General features: G+C 33.4%; 16 protein-coding genes. 6 read left to right on the top strand and 10 right to left on the bottom strand.

All coding sequences use genetic code 11. From position 1 onward, the window contains the following. Positions 1-197 precede the first annotated feature (197 nt). The 3 genes from DXA54_RS26210 to DXA54_RS28765 form a co-directional block, all read right to left on the bottom strand. Positions 198-1,751 carry an ATP-binding protein gene (locus DXA54_RS26210; RefSeq protein WP_008649149.1) on the bottom strand — a complete coding sequence of 518 codons (1,554 nt, stop codon included), beginning with the start codon at positions 1,749-1,751 and terminating at the stop codon, positions 198-200. Between the two features lie 45 nt (positions 1,752-1,796). Further along, positions 1,797-2,969 carry an ATP-binding protein gene (locus DXA54_RS26205; RefSeq protein ID WP_008649148.1) on the bottom strand — a complete coding sequence of 391 codons (1,173 nt, stop codon included), beginning with the start codon at positions 2,967-2,969 and terminating at the stop codon, positions 1,797-1,799. An 83-nt stretch (positions 2,970-3,052) separates the two neighbouring features. Then, a complete protein-coding gene (locus DXA54_RS28765; protein WP_008649147.1) occupies positions 3,053-3,229 on the bottom strand; it encodes an AAA family ATPase in 177 nt (58 codons plus the stop codon). A 423-nt stretch (positions 3,230-3,652) separates the two neighbouring features. Between DXA54_RS28765 and DXA54_RS26195 the strand changes: the two genes are divergently transcribed. Beyond that, positions 3,653-4,138 carry an acyltransferase gene (locus DXA54_RS26195; protein WP_032852695.1) on the top strand — a complete coding sequence of 162 codons (486 nt, stop codon included), beginning with the start codon at positions 3,653-3,655 and terminating at the stop codon, positions 4,136-4,138. A gap of 227 nt (positions 4,139-4,365) precedes the next feature. Continuing rightward, complete coding sequence (locus tag DXA54_RS26190; RefSeq protein ID WP_243647685.1) at positions 4,366-6,771, top strand: hypothetical protein; 2,406 nt, start codon at positions 4,366-4,368, stop codon at positions 6,769-6,771. 24 nt (positions 6,772-6,795) lie between these two features. Here the strand turns inward: DXA54_RS26190 and DXA54_RS26185 are convergent, their stop codons facing one another. The 5 genes from DXA54_RS26185 to DXA54_RS26160 all read right to left on the bottom strand — a co-directional run bounded on the left by DXA54_RS26185 (position 6,796) and on the right by DXA54_RS26160 (position 11,664). Further along, the gene (locus DXA54_RS26185; protein ID WP_232284347.1) at positions 6,796-6,936 is read right to left on the bottom strand and encodes a hypothetical protein; all 141 of its coding nucleotides are present in this window, start codon (positions 6,934-6,936) and stop codon (positions 6,796-6,798) included. Between the two features lie 275 nt (positions 6,937-7,211). After that, entirely contained in the window at positions 7,212-8,357 is a 1,146-nt protein-coding gene (locus tag DXA54_RS26180; RefSeq protein ID WP_008649144.1) for an MAC/perforin domain-containing protein, read from the bottom strand. A gap of 90 nt (positions 8,358-8,447) precedes the next feature. Beyond that, positions 8,448-8,696 (bottom strand): hypothetical protein, encoded by a 249-nt coding sequence (locus DXA54_RS26175; protein WP_008649143.1) that lies wholly within the window; start codon positions 8,694-8,696, stop codon positions 8,448-8,450. Between the two features lie 609 nt (positions 8,697-9,305). Further along, positions 9,306-9,992, bottom strand: a complete 687-nt coding sequence (locus DXA54_RS26165; RefSeq protein ID WP_157453730.1) for a glycosyltransferase family 4 protein — start codon at positions 9,990-9,992, stop codon at positions 9,306-9,308. A gap of 187 nt (positions 9,993-10,179) precedes the next feature. After that, positions 10,180-11,664, bottom strand: a complete 1,485-nt coding sequence (locus DXA54_RS26160) for an MAC/perforin domain-containing protein (RefSeq protein WP_032852690.1) — start codon at positions 11,662-11,664, stop codon at positions 10,180-10,182. Positions 11,665-12,608: 944 nt separating this feature from the next. Between DXA54_RS26160 and DXA54_RS26155 the strand changes: the two genes are divergently transcribed. Both DXA54_RS26155 and DXA54_RS26150 read left to right on the top strand, forming a co-directional pair. Then, a complete protein-coding gene (locus DXA54_RS26155) occupies positions 12,609-13,736 on the top strand; it encodes a glycosyltransferase (RefSeq protein WP_120081044.1) in 1,128 nt (375 codons plus the stop codon). Then, positions 13,733-14,845 carry a glycosyltransferase family 4 protein gene (locus DXA54_RS26150; RefSeq protein WP_008649139.1) on the top strand — a complete coding sequence of 371 codons (1,113 nt, stop codon included), beginning with the start codon at positions 13,733-13,735 and terminating at the stop codon, positions 14,843-14,845. Before DXA54_RS26155 ends, DXA54_RS26150 begins: the two co-directional genes overlap by 4 nt. Positions 14,846-14,908: 63 nt before the next feature. On the opposite strand, the gene DXA54_RS26145 is transcribed toward DXA54_RS26150, so the two are convergent. Together DXA54_RS26145 and DXA54_RS26140 are read right to left on the bottom strand one after the other, a co-directional pair. After that, positions 14,909-15,730 (bottom strand): glycosyltransferase family 2 protein, encoded by an 822-nt coding sequence (locus tag DXA54_RS26145; protein ID WP_008649138.1) that lies wholly within the window; start codon positions 15,728-15,730, stop codon positions 14,909-14,911. Position 15,731: 1 nt separating this feature from the next. Continuing rightward, positions 15,732-16,580 carry a glycosyltransferase family 2 protein gene (locus DXA54_RS26140; protein ID WP_008649137.1) on the bottom strand — a complete coding sequence of 283 codons (849 nt, stop codon included), beginning with the start codon at positions 16,578-16,580 and terminating at the stop codon, positions 15,732-15,734. A gap of 180 nt (positions 16,581-16,760) precedes the next feature. Between DXA54_RS26140 and DXA54_RS26135 the strand changes: the two genes are divergently transcribed. Continuing rightward, complete coding sequence (locus DXA54_RS26135; RefSeq protein ID WP_120081042.1) at positions 16,761-19,103, top strand: glycosyltransferase; 2,343 nt, start codon at positions 16,761-16,763, stop codon at positions 19,101-19,103. A 74-nt stretch (positions 19,104-19,177) separates the two neighbouring features. Further along, the gene (locus DXA54_RS26130) at positions 19,178-20,338 is read left to right on the top strand and encodes a glycosyltransferase family 4 protein (protein WP_008649134.1); all 1,161 of its coding nucleotides are present in this window, start codon (positions 19,178-19,180) and stop codon (positions 20,336-20,338) included. The last annotated feature ends 159 nt before the right edge of the window (positions 20,339-20,497 follow it).

Below are 20,497 nucleotides of genomic sequence, written 5' to 3'. Positions count from 1 at the left end.
TTATTCACAATAGAAGAAGTACCACCAAATTTGACGAAGAACCTTATATCCATCGCAGGCAAAAGTTTCCGCTTAAGCCACATACCCAGAAGTAATAAAAGGATTCTGATTCATAACGATAAAACAATTATTCTTTATACCAAAGATAACGATTCTTAGCTATCATGCAAAAAGAATGATTGTATAACAATAAAACATTAATTCCCTACCAACCACTTTTCTATATTTCTCGTTTCAGCACTGAAATTCACACCAATCTTGAAGAGTTTTCGTGAATCCGTTTCAAATGGTCGGGAATAATGCTTGTCATTTATCTGTTGCAGAGCTTCTTCCGCTGTACCATTCAGTTTAAATTCCATGATGTAGATGAACTTGTCAGTCTGCAATACCATATCCACACGGCCTTCACTCGTATGATATTCCGCTTTTACATAAAAACCGACCAGTTTACATACAATATAAAGTACATTCTGATAATGTAATTCCAATTCGCGGGCAAGCTCGTATGGAATATCAGAAAAGAAACTTTGCAGACGACGGAAAAAAGATTCGTAATCACCAGCACGTACCTCACGAACAAATTTTTGGATTTCAAAGGGAGATTCCACTTTATTGACGTTCGCATAATAAGGAAGCAGAAAACGGATAAATCCTTCCTCCACTTCACGATTAGGAAAACCTAAACGGTAAATACCAAATTCTTCATCATACCCCTTAATAGTGAGGTATCCACTCTGATAAATCACCGGAATAGGATTGGTAGATTCAGAATCTATACTGTTCAGTACCTGTTCATCGGTTTCTTCATGGGCCATCCGATGAAGGTCGTAATGGTGTTTCTTCAGCAATTCCACTAAATAAGTGGGAGTACCTGTTTCAAACCAGTAGCTTTTAAACTCATTCCTATCAAAAGCTAAAAGCAGACTGAAGGGATTATACATTCCTTTGGAATTGTGCGTGAAATGATAACCATCATACATTTCTTTCAACCGGGCACATATCTCTTCATACGTAACCCCCTGAACATTGGCAAATTCATGAAGTTCGGCATCCAGATTATCGTATAGTTCCTGTTCGCTCACACCACAAATGTCTATATACTTATTCCACATTGAAATGTCATTCAGGTTATTCAAATCACTGAATACACTGACTTTACCGAACTTGGTAACTCCCGTCAACAAAGCAAACTTAATACAGCCGTCCTGACTTTTCAATGCACCGTAGAAGGCCTTCAATGTATTGCGGAAACTTTTTTGCAAAACATCATCACCAATAGCCTGTAACATCGGCTTATCATACTCATCCACTAGGATCACCACACTTTGCCCCTCTTGCTGACAGGCACGCTTAATAATCCCCTCAAAACGCATCGCTAAAGATTTCTCGGAGGGCTCTTCGCCATATATCTTCTCCCATTCCACCAACGCCCCATTCAGTTTATTCTCCAAACTTTCTGGAGTATCGTATTTTTCCGTATTAAGATCAAGATGTAATACAGGATATTTTACCCAATCTTTTTCCAGCTTCTCCATAGCCAGTCCTTCAAAGAGTTCACGCTTTCCTTGAAAGTAGGCTTCAAGCGTAGAAATAAGCAGACTTTTGCCAAAACGGCGCGGCCGACTCAAAAAATAGTAGCTTCCGGTTTTCACCAATTGATAAACCAATGCTGTTTTATCTATATAAAAATAGCCACCTTTACGAATTTTTTCAAAATTCTGTATACCGATAGGGTAAATCTTGCCACTCATATTTCAATCTGTTTAAGTTCACATCGTACAAATATACATATTATCTCAATATAAAAAACCAAATGCCCAAAGAGGAATTACATTACGCATTCCGTACTCAATATCATCTTTCACAACATACGCATTCTCCACATCATGCACCTGCTTCTGCGATTTATTCTTTCCACCTACTTCAAAGGTATAACCACCCACCGTAAAATCAGAAACGTCTGATGTGGTTACCGGACATACAACTCGCAAAGTAGAAAAGAAAAACGTTTCGCGCACGTTACCAATATCCGGTGTATTGTCAGAAAGCGCATAAGCCAAATTCGTATTATTCAGATACACCTTGTCCACTTTGCCTAAAAGTCTGACACCTTCCGTCTCTGCCCGAAGCTGATTAATTATTCCAGCCTTTTCCAGATAACACATCAAATCAGAAACCGTATTTCTATTCATATCAAGCAAAGTCGCCAACTTGGTAAAATTAGGTTTAAAAGGAACACTTCTCGCTATGATATACAACAGCCTTTTCAATTTCAATGCTGTTGCTATATTCATATTCGCAAAAGTCGGTATATCATTTTCCAAAGTCTGTTTAATGATACTTTGTAAACGAAGCAAATATCCCTTTTCCTGAAAGAAAGGATAATAACCATGTTGCAGATACTCCTTAAACAACAAAATAGGACGTGCCTCGGAATAAGGAAAATCTACTTTATGCTTCAGTATATCTTCTAAAGAATAAACTGATAAATGATAGCCATACGAAATAGCGAGGTATTCGCGGAAAGACAACCCCATCATACGATATTCCAACTTTCTGCGACTCAAATCAGCCTCTCCGACTTCCAGATCCAGTATGGAGGAACCGGTATATACAACTTGTAGTCTGGGAATCAGATCGTATATATTCTTTATCTCCCGGGCCCAACCAGCATACTTATGTATCTCGTCAATATAGAGTTTTTTTCCTCCATGCTGATAGAAGTCCATCGCCAGATCAATCAGTTTATGTTCCGCAAAATACAAATCATCAGCTGTCACAAACAACGTCTCGTCAATATTATCATACAACTTGATATGTTGTAAGAGCATGGTTGTTTTGCCAACACCACGTGGACCTAAAATTGCAATAAGCTTACTATCCCATTCTATCTCATCATGGAGATAACGGATAAAATCAGTGGATATGTTACTAAGCAACATTCGATATGACCTATAAAGCGTATCCATTCATTTCTTGTTTTAGGGTTATACAGACAAATATAGAGTAAATTGCCGAATAAAACTAGCACTTTTAAGAAAAACTGCAGGTTTCATTCGGCAATTTCACTCTGATTAGAGAAATAAACAGAATCTAGTGCACAATAATGCACATCCCTACTATAAATTTCATAATGCAGTTTCATATACTGCAACATTAAAGTAGTTTTTCCCGCCCCTCGAGGTCCCCTAATAGCCACCAACTGAACATCCCAATTGATTCGACGCATCAATGCCCTTATTATCTCCGTCGGTGTCAACGACAACTAACGGTCTTGTTTTGCAAAAAGAGTTTCCATACATTCCTATACCTTAGTATTATTGAGATACAAAGACAATCATCTGCTGTTTACAAACAGCAAATGGGCACGTTCTCAACAAAAGATGCCTCAAGCCAATATCTACCATATAACATTATCCAAAAGGCCTCAAAATTATTTATCACAGATATTATAATGTTTCACCTGATACAATATGAAACACTCCAGCAATTCGCTAAGATATTTTTCAACTGACGAAAAAGATAATCATCACGCTCAAAAAAACACATGACCTTAAATAACTTGACAGGAAATAACGAAAAGTAAAACAATAACTTGTATTTGTCCTTTCATATTCTTATATTTGTAAGACTGAATACCAAAATGAAAAGCATGATTGACACAACGGCAAAGATAGCCCCAAACGCACAAATAGGAAAAGGAACTATTATTGAAGAATTTACAGTCATCGCTCCCAATGCTATAATTGGAGACGAATGCAAAATTCATCGTAATATATTTATTGATTCAAACGTAATAATCGGGAACAGAGTCAAAATACAAGATAATGTTATGATTCCTCATGGCGTGACACTGGAGGACGGAGTCTTTGTCGGACCATCGGTATCTTTCACAAATGACAAATATCCACGTTCCATAAATCCTGACGGAACATTAAAATCATCCGAAGATTGGGACGTCAGCGAGACTGTGGTTAAATATGGCGCTTCTATCGGAGCCAACGCGACAATTTTGTGTGGGGTAACTTTAGGAGAATGGTGCATGGTTGCCGCTGGTGCCGTTGTTACCAAAGACGTGCCGGCATATACTCTAGTAGCTGGAAATCCTGCAAGAATTGTAGGACCTGTGAATTTCTGACCTTTGAACAAACACCTACCAAAATCAATATTATGGAAAACAATCTGATTCAAGCGGCAGTGAACTATGTTCATAATCTGGACTGGAGTGATATCTTCACAAATATTTCTTCAAACAAACTTCTCTTTCTCTTATCTATCGCGATACCAGTAATCATTCCATTGTTCAATATCTACAAAAGAATTGTAAGGATCAGAAAAATTGTAATATTAAAAGTTTTGAATTGGATGTTGGTGTCACAAGTCGATCTGGCACGATATAAGATAAGAGCCATATTTGACATTACCTTGTTTATTATAACAATAATTATTTTCTTTATAACCGATGGCCAATACAAGTGGTATGCAATGATAGCAGTCGGAGGGATAGTAATCACCGAATGCTGCGCCAATTACAGGCATATACTACAACGGATACCGTTCAAACGGATAAAAGAATTTCCCTATCTTAAATATGAACAAGCTTCACTAATTATCCCCAAAGGATTAGTCGGTATATTGTCCACCACATTAAAGGAAGTAAAAGACATACCTGCTAATCCCAGAATGATGAAAATTCATTTTGCCACTACTGACGAATCATACGAAACCCGCCAGGTGATAACAGATAAATCTATAATTGAAAGAATCATAAAGAACGAGATTGTTGCCTATTATGATAGCCTGACAGAAAAAATCAGAGAAAAAGGATATGACCGAAGTCAATTTTTCTATATAGAAAATGAAAATGGGCACAAAGAATTTATATGTGATATATTAAAGGGTATATATTCTCTGGAAAACGTTTATAATGCCATTATACAAGTCCAGTCAGATATCACAAAAGATGGTTCTATCCGCTTTATTGGTGATAAAGTGGGAATTAGAGGTTATAAACTGGAAAAAGGCGAACTTTTATTAGATATATACGAAACGGATCATTTTACATTTAAAGTTTTCAAAAAAATATTCAAGGACCGCAGATTCAAGAGAATCTTTCAAGAAATTATATGCAGGACCAACAAAGCAAATGATAACATAAAACTTTTGTTGGTAGAATCGCTAGCCTTCTTGTTTTCTTCTTTCGGGATTGATATAATTATCGGAGGCAGAGATGCCAGCGGAGCTAAAAAAATGTTGGTAGCAGCAAGAAGCGGAAATATAGAGAGCGACAACAGATCCACTTTGCACGTCCCTGTCAATGAATCCTTTTCCCGGACAGATTTGGTTGAACACGACCAATATTATAGTCCTTATCATTGCGTACTTCGCGGCATTAAGGAAGAGTTAGGAATTCCGGAAGAAATCTGCAAAAAAACATCTGTATCGTTCCATGACTTTGCCATTGTATCCGATGAAGGAGAGATTGGCTTAGGATGTTACGTCGACTTTTCTTTTGTCATGCCGCTGGAAGAAGCGAGATTATATCCGGGACAAGACAAGTATCTTGAACTTGCTGATATCCTGATAGTACCTTATCCGCCTTTTAAATGGTCTCCATTCGCTTATGAAGATTATTTTTATAAAACGACAGGCAACGAAAAATTCTGTATGCAGTGGCAAAGTTTTACGACACTGTTATATCAACGAGCTATTTTAAGAAACGCCGAGGCGTCTATACCCATAATATGGTTAGTGGACTCTACTATTATACTGACTTTGCTTTTCTTATTGACAAATTATACTCAGATTGATTTAACGAGTACGATCATTTCTTTAATATTAGGAGGATTGGCACTCTTTATAATGAAACGACTTAACAATAAATCTGTGCACAAACTTACTTACGGAGAATTCCTGAAACCTTTCGTTCCTCAATGGAATGGGGATGTAAGAGTTTTACAGTCAACGATGCACTCTCAAATCGTCAAAGGATCAAGAAAGGAAACAAATCCCATAGCCAACGGTATCATGTTCGGATTAAACACCCCCTCCACGCAGAGACTGAAATTGTCCGACATTCATTTGCTTACTCCCCCATTCTGTACCATCCGACGTGAGTTCGTTAATTTTACAGAATATCCTATCAGTTTTTACTATGTTGCAGAAAAAAACGGAAATACCGGAAACAGCTTGTCTTTTATCAAGATACCATATGCTTTATCCAGTGATGACTTATCTTTGTTATTAACTGTTAAAACAGAAAAAGGCCATATTGTCTCCTATAATTTCACTCAATCCATCCATTCCGATATTATACTGGATTTTACTAAAACACTAGATGAAAAACAGCTTAATACATTTAGCAAATACTATAGACTAAACAGATATTTACTAAAAAAAACACCAATCGCTTCCTTAGATGAGAACTTTCAAAAAAGATGGTTTCCTTTGGATTTGTTTAATGCCGGTAACGACTACTTCTGGTCTGTCATCGACATGGAAGATAAACAGGAAAAACACGACAGTTATGATTTTGACTTTAAAATTGGCAAGAAGACCCAACCACGTGATTTGTATATGGAAGTGATCGCAAAGAACATGGATAGAAGCTGTTTTTCAATCAGACTTAATGGCCATTTGAAGGATATGGAAGCTTTTTTATGCGCTTTTACCTCCAGAAATGACAACAGAAGGAAAATGAGCGATTTGGATATTTATATGATGCAGCTATTTCTTATCAGAATTGGAATAATATATGCAAAAAAGAAATAGTAGCGATTATTCAACATTGAACATTTATATATAAACAGAAAAGAATTTCCAAATCCAATATGAGAGTTTCTTTCCACCGTGCTGATAGAAGTCCATTGCCAGATCAATCAGTTTATGTTCTGCAAAATACAAGTCATCAGCTATCACAAACAAGATTTCGTTCATATTGTCATACAACTAGATATGTATGTTACAAGAGCATAGTTGTTTACCAACTCCACATGGACTCAAATTTCATTCGGCAATCAAGCCATCTGCTATATTTTTTAGGAATATTCTGTAAATGTCCTTAATTCACAATGAAGTAGTTGCCTTATATTTCTTATTTTAAGAATATCCCTAATTATGACATCTAATAAGAAGCAGGTTTATTGCCAATTTTGTAAACCTCTATTTTATTTATACAAAGAAAGGGCTCGAAATCGAGCCCTTTCTTTTACCTATTGCGGATATGCATAGAATGCAACGCCATTATATGTGCACCACTCTGAATAAGATGGCACTTCTTTTTCATTCATTACCAATATACAGTTTATACTTTCTTCAGCATAAAAAGCGTAAATAGGAATTGTACCAGCAGGAGGTGTTTGATAAGGGCTATATACATATCCTTCAATTCCTTCATACTGAGTCCATGATAAATATTGATTAAGTTCAGCTTCTCCTCCTCTAGCCAAATATATATGATTGTGTCCATTCGAGTCATAAACTCTATAAATTGGAATTGTATTAGCTTCTTGAGTCTTATGTACATAAAAGCAAGCTCCGTTTTTAGCTACATTATTAGTTGGATAGCTAATATATTCTTTTAGATTTGTTGTATAAAGGCAGTCATATACATTCATGTCATATAGTGTATACATTGGAATAAGATTCATTGTCTGAAGTTTTTTACCTTCCAAGTAGTTTTCAACCGCTTTTTTTATTTGCTGCTTCTTTGCGACATCTGATATAAATTCATATATAGGAAATGTTTTATTCCAATTAATATCTACTAATGCTGCATTTTTATCACTTACAGATTCTTCCCATTGTGTCTTGTTAAATTGTATACTCGTTAAACCTTCAGTTGAAGTTAACGAATAATTAAGTCCACTATTAGTACCCCCATGATAACTGATTTCAACATCCCAATTTGAATTTTTTTTATTAAGATTTTTAACTTCCGTTGTTTCATGTGATCCATTTCCACTAGCACCAAAGATTCCTATACTCGTTTTGGCTCCTGCTTCTACTATTTTTTTCTTTTCAATATTATTATCAGTTTCAGTTATTACAGACCTATAATTAAATTGTAACCTTCCACCAATAGATATATCAAGTAATACATGAGTACCATATTCTTCAACAAACTGTTCGGGTGTCATCTTATTTAAATTATTGATAAATGCAGTTGACAAATAAGGAATTAGGTCATTTGCATCCACAACATCCAAATAAAGTCTCTTTATCCTTTTTATAATATCTACACGTGCAAATGAGTATTTATTAGAATATGAATATCGCTCATTTTTTTCTTTTGTCACCTTAGCACTACCAGATAATGATAATGGCCCTATTTTTAATCCTCCCGATCCTCCAGTCACCTTCTTATCCTTTATTTCTTGTAAAAACTCCTCTACATTCGCTCCAGCATAAAAGTCTTCATTCGCAATTATTGTTGCAGGATTATAAAATCAATCTTTATTATTGGGATCTCCAATAAAAGATTTGATATCTACGACCAGTTTTTTTGCATTATCTACATGTAAATAATCGCCAGTAATATCGTAGCTAAATCCTAGCAAGTCATATTCTCCATCTGACGCCTGTCTAGTTGTAACCTTACTTGTTTCTATTTCACCTACTTGTAAAATCTCCTCCATATCCGAGGTACATGCCTGAAAAAGAAGAACAATGAGTAATGATAGATAAATTTTCATCATAATAATAGTCTTTAATGTTTAACAATACAACAAATATAAACATTTATTTCTCACGTCCAACAAACACGAGTAAAATATTTAAAAAATAGCGCTTTTAGAACTGTTATTCTTTTTTACCACAACTTTCATTTGTTTTTTTCTAAAAGTTCCCCATTTAGGAAAACCGTTCTAACTTTCCCTGCTGCCTACATGTGAAATATCATATGATGATACCCCCGCATAGACCTAAAGGTTACGTCGCCTTTAATTAACGCCCTAACGATAGCATCATTACAACTTAAAGAATAATTAAGCCATGTTTAAATGATTAATACGAAAACGCACTTTCAACACGAAGGTTAGATTTAAAACATCAAAATAAATATGAATGGAATTAAAAAATTGTAAGTTTTATAACATAATATTTAAAATGGGGAAAGAAATACACAAATTGAAGCAACTCCTAAAATTGTTTCTCCAGCTTTTAGTTCACTTCAATTCGTCTGCTTTAATATATATTAGCAATATTGCGCCAACAGCTTTGCTAATAATACAATTCTCATTTACTCGGAAATATCCTGACCTAAAATGCAAAATCAATATATGAAAAAAATATTCATGCAACAATAATTATTTAAGCACATTTCTCACAGCAGTCTCATAAGAAACATCTATTTTATGATAATGGTCATTTAAGATCGTAACACTTCCATTTATAATTCTTTGTAAACTTCTCCTCAATGCACTAGAATCATCTTGGGGTATTATTTCACCCATAGATTGATCAATTGCTGTTCTCGCCCAGCCAACATCTGTAGATACAATATAATTATTAAACCGATAGGCTTCCATCAAGACTAGAGCAAACGATTCTTCTCGTGAGGTCAATAAAAAAACTTTCGATCTATTGTACCACTCCCAAAGTTCCTTTTTATCATAAATTGGACCTGTAAATATCACAGAATTCTTTAAATGAGGATTATTAACATAGAACTCTTCAACCAGCTCTTTCAGATTAGGCTCAACAGGACCAATCAAGACCAATTTCCAATCATCAAAATTCACTTTCTCTGCTGCATCTAGAATCATTTCCGTATTTTTTTCATATGTTCCGAGCCTTCCTACAGAGATTATTAAATTTTCCTTCTCCACACACTTTCGTTCCTTTATAGAAAATGAGTGAAGCAAATCTTCATCAAAGCCATTACTTAGCAAAGCCGATTTATTCTTTAAACTAACCCCACAATATTTCCGTGTTTGCATTTTTTCATACCCCGTAACAGTCTCTATCGAAATTAAATCAGCCTTCTTCAACAATCGAGTTACCAAAAAGCGTTTCCACACTCCCTTAAATCCCCTTCCCTCCTCTAATATTTTAAAAAAATGGTCCAACCAAATTTCCCCATCACATTTAATATACAAGAACCCCTTAGGGTGTAACAGCTTATAAAAATTACCGAGTAACTATTTAAAGCATTCCCCGAATTCTCAAATTAGTGAAACTTTAATTTGCAGGATAGACATATCCAGATATAGATTTAGGAAGAAAATGCCAGCCATCATAGATTTGACTAACGGTCGGATCTGTTGATGTATAATGATTAATTAAATCATCATTATAGTATTCATATAAAGGTATCAAATTATCTCCTATATCTTTATATATATATCCAGATATAGATTCTGGCAATAATTTCCATCCTGGAAAATCTTGGTTTATAGTTGAAATGGTTGTGGTGTAATGATCAAAACTGTTATCACTATAATACTCATAAAGAGGAACTGTTCCATCATATTTTTTTTTAACGACATACCCTTCAACACCACCATATTTCCAACCTGAATATTTTTTCTCTATATCAACTTGTGTGGTAGTATAATGATCCATGCGCTTTTGATTTACCTCATTGGGATTGTCATATACATATATATGCAATGGTAACAACTCTAACATATCTATTTTCGATTTCTCTATATGCTTAATCACAGCTGCTTTTATTACCTGCTTCTTTACAGGGTCAGATATAAACTCATAAATTGGATAAGTTTCCTTCCAATTAATCTCAGTCAAACAGGAATTAGCTAAAGATAATGATTTTTCCCAACTCTGTACATCAACACTTGTTGGCATACCCTTTTCTAAATCATATTTCAAATTTGTACCACTACCACCATAAAACATAACATATAATTCTTTATGTTGATTATCTTTTACTAAACTCTCATCCACAGTATCTATATGTTCCAAATTATAACTTACTCCGATTCCATCTAAAGTTGATTTAAATCCCGAACTCACAGTTCTCCTTTTTGTTGAAGCATCTCTTGCTTTAGTGATAACGGAACGAAAAATTAATTTATAACGTCCACCAATTATGATATCCGTTAGAACATGCGTACCATATCTTTCTACGATCCGATTGGGAGAAAGTCGCTCTAAGTCTTCCTTGAAACTATCTGATAAATATTGAGATAAGCGACTGATTTCATCATTAAAATAAATATGTTTTAGATTTCTAACTAAATCCAAACTAGCAAATGAATACTTACTTGAATAAGAATATTCTGTTTTCAAATAAGCATTATTAGTTATTGTATTTGAGAAGAATACTGTATCTTTTTCATTGCCATAACTCATTGTATATGTTGCCTTTGTTTCTGTCGTAATATTCTTCACATAATCAGCTGATGAATAGCCATAATACATTCGGTCATGTCCATAAGAAGCAGTACCAGACTCCAATCTTCCAGAATGGTCTTGCTTATACTTCTCTACATTCAAGACAGGACCTTTGACTGATAAAGGATGTAAATACTCATTCGTCACATCGTAACCATACCCTACTACATCAAACTTTTCATCACCAGCAGCTCTAGTCATTGTAGTCCATGAAACCACTGAAGTTGAATCGATTAAGAAGTCTTCAAGTTCCGAGCAAGAATAACAAATGGCTAATATAAAACCAAACAACCAATAAATCTTTTTCATAATATTAATTTTAGAGTTAATAATCGTACAAGATAAAAAATATTATCATAAAACACGAGTTAAAATAAATGTTTGTAAACATAAAAGCCCCGACTGCACTTAGTCGGGGCTCATTCTTAATGAAATAAATAACGTATTGTCTCCCGTTCTCGAAAAGTTAGCAACTTTCCGCATAGAAATAATTCATTAATAGTTCCCATAAGCCCCAATATTTAAGTGAAAGCCTTGGAATCCTATCAATGGTGTCAGTAAAGGTATTATACCACAATTTTTCTCATAAAACGATTTATTTCTGTGTTAGAAATTCAACCTAACGAGAAGATAAACAAAAGACTATGGGAAAGGGTTAAATTGGTAGCAATTACAGCATAAGTGTTAATTAAAATTCAATAAACTATTGACCGTAACTAAACCCTAGTAAACCATATTCTCCATCTGACGCCTGCCCAATTGTGACTTTACTGGTCTCTATTTTATCTGGTAATCAAACTTCGTCCATATCTGAAGTATATGCCAGAAAAACAAGAATGACCAATAATCGATAATTTTTATTCACAATAATAATATTTAAAGTTTAAAAATCTAATAAATATAAGCATCTCTCCTTAATGACAAAGCTTATAATATAAATTAAAAATAATTTCCTCCTGCTATTATTCTTTGTTTTATTATACTTATTTGTTTGGGGAAAATCCTATTAGACCACCTTAAATATTATCACCTAGAGTTCTGCCTTAGTTTTTATTAGAAGATTAGCAAACCTTCAAAAATACCAAATGGAAGCCACAGAAGACTTACGAACTAATCATCGTTTATCAGTTCAATCTTCATGCAAAAGTATCCTACAAATTATTGCGTTAAATAAGACTAAAGTAAAAAGTTCATTATTAAACTTTCATTTTTTATATCTACTTTAGCTAGAAATTGAATTATATAATATCCATATGGCATTTGAATTATTTACAAAAAATAAAAATCATCATATATTATATTCTTTATTAAATAGAAAGTGGGCTTATATTTCATATATACCTGAAGTATATTACAAAAAGAAAGATTTACATTATATGCTGTCTCACCAAAATAAAAGAGAAGCTCTTATTATAAGTGAAATTTTTCATAGATTAGGATATAATGTGAAAGTAGCCCTATTTAATGACTCCAAAGAATGTGATAACAGAAAGTATGATATTATTTTTGGCCTTGAACCTAACTTCATAACAATGTGCAAAAAAAATCCCAAGGCTCTTAAAATATATTACGCGACAGGAGCATATTGGGAACACCAAATAGCTAGTGTAATCACTCAAACAGACTTATTTAATAAAACCCACAATACTCATTTACAATATTCTCGATTAGTCAAGCCACACAATAGTTGTGAAATCGCAGATACTATATTTCAAATAGGGAGTTCATTCACAATCAAAACTTATCCACAAAAACTACAACAAAAAATTAAAATAATTAATCAATCTAGCAATTTTACAGGCCTGTGCAATCTTGAGAAGAAATTAGAAACAACATCTAACACTGAATTCATATGGTTTGGCTCTGATGGTAGTATTTTAAAAGGATTAGACATTGTCATAGAATATTTCATGCAAAACACTCAATTGAAATTACATATAGTAGGTCCCATCGATCCAGATTTCAAAGACTATTTTCAACCTAGAACTAAAAAATATACCAATATAATTTGGTATGGCTTCTTACATACATATTCTGAAGAATTTATGAATATAGCCTATAAAGCATCATTTAATATATTTCCTTCTGGAAGTGAAGGATGCCCAGGTTCTGTTATTACACTAATGCAAATGGGGGTTATTCCTATCGTGTCACCATGTGCAGCTTTTGATAAAATTGAAGAATATGGCTACTTACTACCAAATTTATCCATAAAAGCAATAGACAAGGCTATGCAATGGAGCAGAGCATTATCTCCTACCCAAACCCAAGAATTAATAATAAAAAACATAAGCTATTCAAAACAAAAATGGAATATACAACAATTCGAATATGAGTTTCATAATTTGTTAAAAAGCGAAATCATCAATCATACAAAATGAAAAAACCATATATATTATACGACTCTCAAATATTTGATCTTCAAACAATTGGAGGCATATCACGCTATTTCTGTGAAATTATCTCAAGATTGCAACAACCTTTTGATATCAGTATACGATACAGCGAAAATTACTATTTAAAAAATTCAACAATAGCACGACATAGAATACCACTTCCACAATGCCTATTTAAACGGTATAAGGACAAATTACTTCACAAAAATTTCAAGTACACAAAGAATAAACTTAAAACATCATCTCCTTATCTTTTACATGCTACTTATTATGAACCTTATTTCTTAAAATATATAGGTAATAATCCTTTTGTCATAACAGTACATGATATGATATATGAAAGATTGCCTGATTACTTCTCAAAAGAAGAAACCGAACAAATTATCCAACAAAAAAAAGAAATCTTATCAAAAGCAAGTCGTATTATTGCTATTAGCAAAAATACCAAAAAAGATCTAGTAGAACTATTACACATTGACCAACAAAAGATAGATGTTATCTATCATGGAACAAGCATGCAACGATTTGAAAATAAAATCACCATGCAACTACCTGAAAAATATATCCTTTTTGTTGGCAGCAGATACTCATACAAAAACTTCAATCGTTTTATAGAAGCCTTTTCCTTATTAGCCCAAAAAGACAGTAAGCTATACCTTATTTGCACAGGAAATAAGTTCAGTCAAGATGAAGAAGATCTGCTATCAAAACTACATATTAAAAATAAAACACTACAAATTAATGCATCTGATAAAGAACTGAGCGAACTATACACCCGTGCCTCCTTATTTGTTTTCCCATCTTTATATGAAGGATTTGGTATACCTATCTTAGAGGCTTACGCCTGTCATTGCCCTATTGCAATAAGCAACACTAGTTGTTTTCCTGAAATAGCAGGAGATGCAGCCATATATTTCGACCCTTATTCTGTAAAAGACATAGCCAATACTATAGAAGCAGTAATATACAATCCTCAAAAATCCAATGAATTAATTCAAAAAGGCATTAAACGATTAGAATTATACTCTTGGGAAAAAACCGTTGTAGAAACAGAAGAGACATACAAAAAAACGATACAAGGTTACAATTTTTAAACATACATAACAAACAAGACTGGTAGAAGTATTCAAAGGAACTGTATATACTTCAGGATAGCCTTACTTTCTACCAGAAAAAAAATCATCAGTTTTCAGTATGAACAAAAGCAACGGTTTAATACGATACTGAAGTCGGCGAGTCCTACTTAAACGTAAAAAAACATCTAATAAAGGAAGCTTTTTTAATTGCTCTGCTTCTTGAAAATATTCACGTAAAATAGGTGAGAACAATTGTTTCAATACCAACTCCCTTTCTCTATTGCATTCTTTTGCTGAAAGAGAACTAACGCCACTTGTATCAAAATTACTAATCGTTCGTTTTACATGTCGATAAGAACATCCTTCCAGAATAATCTTCTTCACAAAGAATTCCCAATCCGAAACGATCTTTAAACTTTCCGTATAAAGACAATTGTGAAATAACTCTCTTTTAATAAATGTCGCAGGGTGTCCCAACGAGCGCTCCAAAAAATAATCCACTGTCAAGATATCAGGATAGATAAAAACTGTTTCTTCTCCATCCCCCCTCACAAAAACTAAATCCCCATAAACAATATCTTCCCCAGATAAGAAGCCATGAATATCAGCTAACACGGCAGAATTGTTCAACACATCACCAGAATTCAAGAATAACAGATACTCACCAGAAGCCTTCTGTATCCCTTTATTCATCGCATTATAAATTCCAGAATCCTTTTCAGAACACCAGAAATCTATATACCGTTGATATTCTTGAATAACTTCTTTACTTTTATCTGAACTTGCACCATCTATAATTATATACTCATATTCATTATATATCTGTTCCACAACACTTCGAATTGTTTTTTCCAATCCAGAAGCATTATTATAATTGATCGTAATAATAGAAATCTGTTTCATTCTACTTCTTTTTCAGGTTACCCTTTATGTATTTATAAAACAAACGGCGATACCACTTATTTTTGTGCCGAGCAATTCGCGCTTTGCAATCTTCCAGCTCTTTCTCACAAAGAAACAATCGACGTAAAGAAAGAATTGCACTTCCATAATACAACGAATAACGTCTTATATGTTTCTGATAAATATAGTTCTCAACTTCCGCGATATTCTGAGCAGCGGTTACATTTTTAGAGACCGCCTTAATTCGATAAAAAAACAAAGGTTCTTGTATTTGATATACAATACTTTGCTCATCCAACAATCGTATATAAAATTCCCAATCCTCTAATCCCAAATGCATATCTTCATCAAAACCACCAATCCGGAGCATATCGCTCTTTCTAAAAACTGATGAACAAAAAATCTCGTTGTTGACTAATAACTTTGCATAACCTTTATAAGATACTTGACTGTGATTAGTCGCTTCCCCAAAAAAGCCCCATTGACAATACACCAACAATGTTTCCGGATGATGAGTAAAATGCGACAAGGCCTTTTCTATATAAGTCTCCTCCAATTTATCGTCCGCATCTAAAGGTAAAATATAAGTACCTAACGCTTGTGCAGCTCCTATATTTCTTGCTTTAGAAACACCCCCATTTTCCTGAAAGACATATTTGAACCTCTCATCCTTCTTCACATATTCCAAAGCTATTTCTTCTGTACCATCAGTAGACCCATCATTTACGATGATCCCCTCCCAATTCTGAAAAGTCTGCTTTTCCAATGAATTCAAAGCATCCGAAAGATAAATTCCCTGATTATAACATGCTATAACAACCGAGATGATTGGAGCTTCTTCAGATTTCATTTTAATATTAAATAATAAACAACTTTCTTTATTTCAAATTTTAATTATACAAACATACGAAAAATAACACTAGCCCCAAACAATTACTTTAAAAACTGTCTTTATTCCAAGATAAAACGTAAGTTCCCTTGCCACTTCTATTTTTCTTCATACCTTTGTATCTAACAATTTTTACGCACTATGGATATCGATATTATAATACCCATTTATAATGCTTTTGATTTTGTCAAAAAGTGCATTGAAACAGTAATTGAGCATACAGATCTTACCCAGCACACATTATTGTTAGTCAATGATAAAAGCACAGACGAAAGAATATTGCCCTTATTGAATTCTTTTATAAAAGAAAATCAATCGCTAAATATCATATTAATAGACAACAAAGATAATCAAGGATTTGTCCGAACTGTGAATATTGGCATGCAATATTCACACCATGATGTAGTCTTATTAAATAGTGACACTGAAGTAACCAGAAATTGGCTTTCCAAAATACAAAATTGCGCATATAGTAAACCTGCAGTAGCTACTGTTACTCCCCTATCCAATAACGCGACTTTAGCATCTGTACCTGTTTTTTTGGCAGAAAACACCATTCCTCCAGGTTTAAGTGTAGAAGAATATGCTGACATTGTCGAAAAATGCAGCATGAATTTATTTCCTGAGATTCCTACTGCGCACGGATTCTGTATGTATATTAAAAGAGAGGCAATAGACGATCTAGGTCTATTCGACGAAGAAACTTTTGGAAAAGGATATGGGGAAGAAAATGATTTCTCATATAGATGTTTACAAGCTGGATATAGACATTTATTATGTGATAACACATATATTTATCATAAAGGAACCCAATCTTTCACTCAAGAAAAGACCAATTTGATAAACTCTCATCTACAAATATTAAAAGAGAGGTACCCGGTATGCTTTGCAAACACTGAAGCTTTTGTTCAACAAAATCCGATCTCAGAGATACAACTGAATGTGCGTTATAACACAGATATGTATTCTAAAAAGAATGTACTGATTGTAATACATGAGTTCAAAGCGATCAACGAAAGGAACATTGGCGGAACAACATTGCATGTACATGATTTAATTAGAAACATGCGAAAGGAATTTAATTTTCATGTAATCTATTATTCTGTGGATGATTTCAGATACTATCTAACCTCTTATTTTTCATCTGACGAAATTACTGTTTCTCTAGGCATGTATTCTCAATATACAGCTTTAAATCTTTATAATGATGTTTTCAAGAAAGATATTGAGAGATTGATAACGGCCCTAAGAATAGATTTAATCCATATCCATCACTTAAGAAACATGTATTTGGATATTTTCAAAGTGGCACAAGAGAAGAACGTTCCCTTTATATATACAATGCATGATTTTTATTCAATATGTCCTTCGGTAAAACTCTTCGACGAGGAAACTTTTCTTTGTAGTTATAACAACCAAAGCGGATGTAGTTCATGCATATCAAAAAAGTTTAAGCAGAATATTAATTTCATACCGTTATGGAGAAAAGAATTTTATTCGAATCTTAAATTAGCAAAGAAAATAATCGTCCCCTCTTCCAATACTAAGAATATTGTTTTAGATATATATAAAAGCCTAACAATTGATGTAATAGGACATGGCTACAATCAAGTAAATAAAGATTCGAATTATTCTAACATAAAGAAAAACAAAAAAGAAAAGTTTAATATTGCTTTTATTGGTGGGATTTCAGAAGAAAAAGGTTTAAGATATTTAAAAGGGTTAATAGCTGAAGCTAGAAAATCCGAGATAACAATCCATCTCTTTGGAATGGCAGAAAATAAAAAATATAACACCAACAAACAAAATTATATCTATCATGGTGAATATTTACAGAAAGACCTACCTAATCTACTACTTGAGAACGACATTAAACTAGTATGTTTAATGTCCATGTGGCCAGAAACATATTCCTATACTTTATCAGAAAGCCTTACTGCTGAAATTCCTGTAATCACATTCGATTTAGGAGCTATAGCTGAACGGGTAAAAGCAATTGATGCAGGATGGATTTTTCCCATACACAGTACCGCAAAAGATATTTTTAAGTTCATTTTAACAGTCAAATCAGACATCGCTGGAGAATATCAAAAGAAAAAAGAAAACATCAGGCATTATTTAAAAGAAATGAAGTCTGTAAAAGAAATGGCTGATGAATATGCAAGAATATACAAGAAAACCATCAATACGTTTCCTGTTTTAGCTTATGACACCAATGACACACAATCAAAGATTGAATTCTACAAAAAAAGCAGAGAGCTCAATCCATCAAATATAAAGTCGATACAAGAAAAGAAGGAATATAAACGCATAAAAAATATCATTAAAGGATCGGCACCCTTTAAACGCGCATTTAGAGAAATGAAGCTCTATCGTAAGACCTATAAAAATAGCAAGTGGCGAAATAAAATCCTTTTCAAATTTATATGGTATAGAATTATATGTCTTAATACTTGTAGTACTCTTACCAAAAAATATTATTAGATAGTTCATCTTAAAACGATACCATACACATAACAAAAGAAGTCATAAACCAAATTCAATAAAGTTCCATCAAAATGATTAACGTCTTATACATAGCAGTAGGTGAAGGAGGCTCTGACCAAGCATTAATCACTTTAATTAAAGAACTTAAAAGCAAAATAAATCCTTATGTCACATTAGGAAAATTAGCTAGCCAATCAACCATTGATAAATTGAGATCCGAAAATATACCATATAGTATTCTCAATTACGACTTCTTCTGGTACCCCTCAAAGAAAAATTTATGGAATCATATTACTCGTCCCATATATGCCTTTAAATTAAAAAATAAAAAGAAATTCTTTGCCAAACAAATCATAGAATTATCCAAACAATATAAGATTGATATTATTCATACCAATTCTTCTGCATATCAGTTTGGGGCTGCTGCAGCTCAATCACTAAAGATTCCACACATATGGCACCTAAGAGAGTATCAATCTTTAGATTTCGAACATTCACACGCTTACTCACTTCCATATTTAAAGAAACAACTACACAAATCCGGCAATTTCAATATAGCAATAACAAAAGGTATATATAATTTCTACCAACTAAAGGAGGAAAACTCGACTATTATTTACGACGGCGTTTTGAGGCAAAGTTATAAACCTAAAGAACTTCCTAAAGAAGAGTATTTTCTATTTGTAGGACGCATCGTGAAAGAAAAAGGCATCTTTTCACTACTAAATAGCTATAAAGACTATCTACTAAGAGGAGGTACCTTCAAATTAATACTTGCTGGGAACTATTCTTCAAAGACAAAACAAAAAATTGATAGACTAATAGAAAAATACAATATACAAAATAATATTATGCTTAAAGGAATACTACCCACCAATCAAATATATGATCTAATGAATCGCGCAACAGCTTTAATCGTCCCATCACCTTTTGAAGCATTTGGTCTAATTACAGCAGAAGCTATGTTTAACAAATGCTTAGTTATTGGAAAAGATACTGCCGGAACAAAAGAACAATTTGACAATGGTCAAAGAAAATACAATAAAGAAATTGCTCTTCGTTTTACCAACGAACAGCAATTAACCACCCATTTAACAGATATAGAACAAAAACAGATACAACAATACACTGAAATCACCGAACGAGCATATAATTATGTTTCGTCATTATACTCTATTGAGAACAATGCCAAACAGATAGAGCGTCTATATACATCTATTCTTAGAACATAGTTATTTATAAGACGTAAACAAAATTACATGCATTTACAATATCAATAATTATTTTATATTTATCTTTGCAAAAAAAATTAGGCCGTGCTATTTAACTCATTCGAATTCTTAGTCGTAAGCATTCGAAGAAATGCACCTTTTACACTTTGAGGTTTGGTT

Origin of the sequence: Bacteroides sp. OF03-11BH (assembly GCF_003604005.1) — a bacterium.
Lineage (GTDB): Bacteria > Bacteroidota > Bacteroidia > Bacteroidales > Bacteroidaceae > Bacteroides > Bacteroides ovatus.
This window is presented reverse-complemented; position numbering and strand designations above follow the sequence as displayed.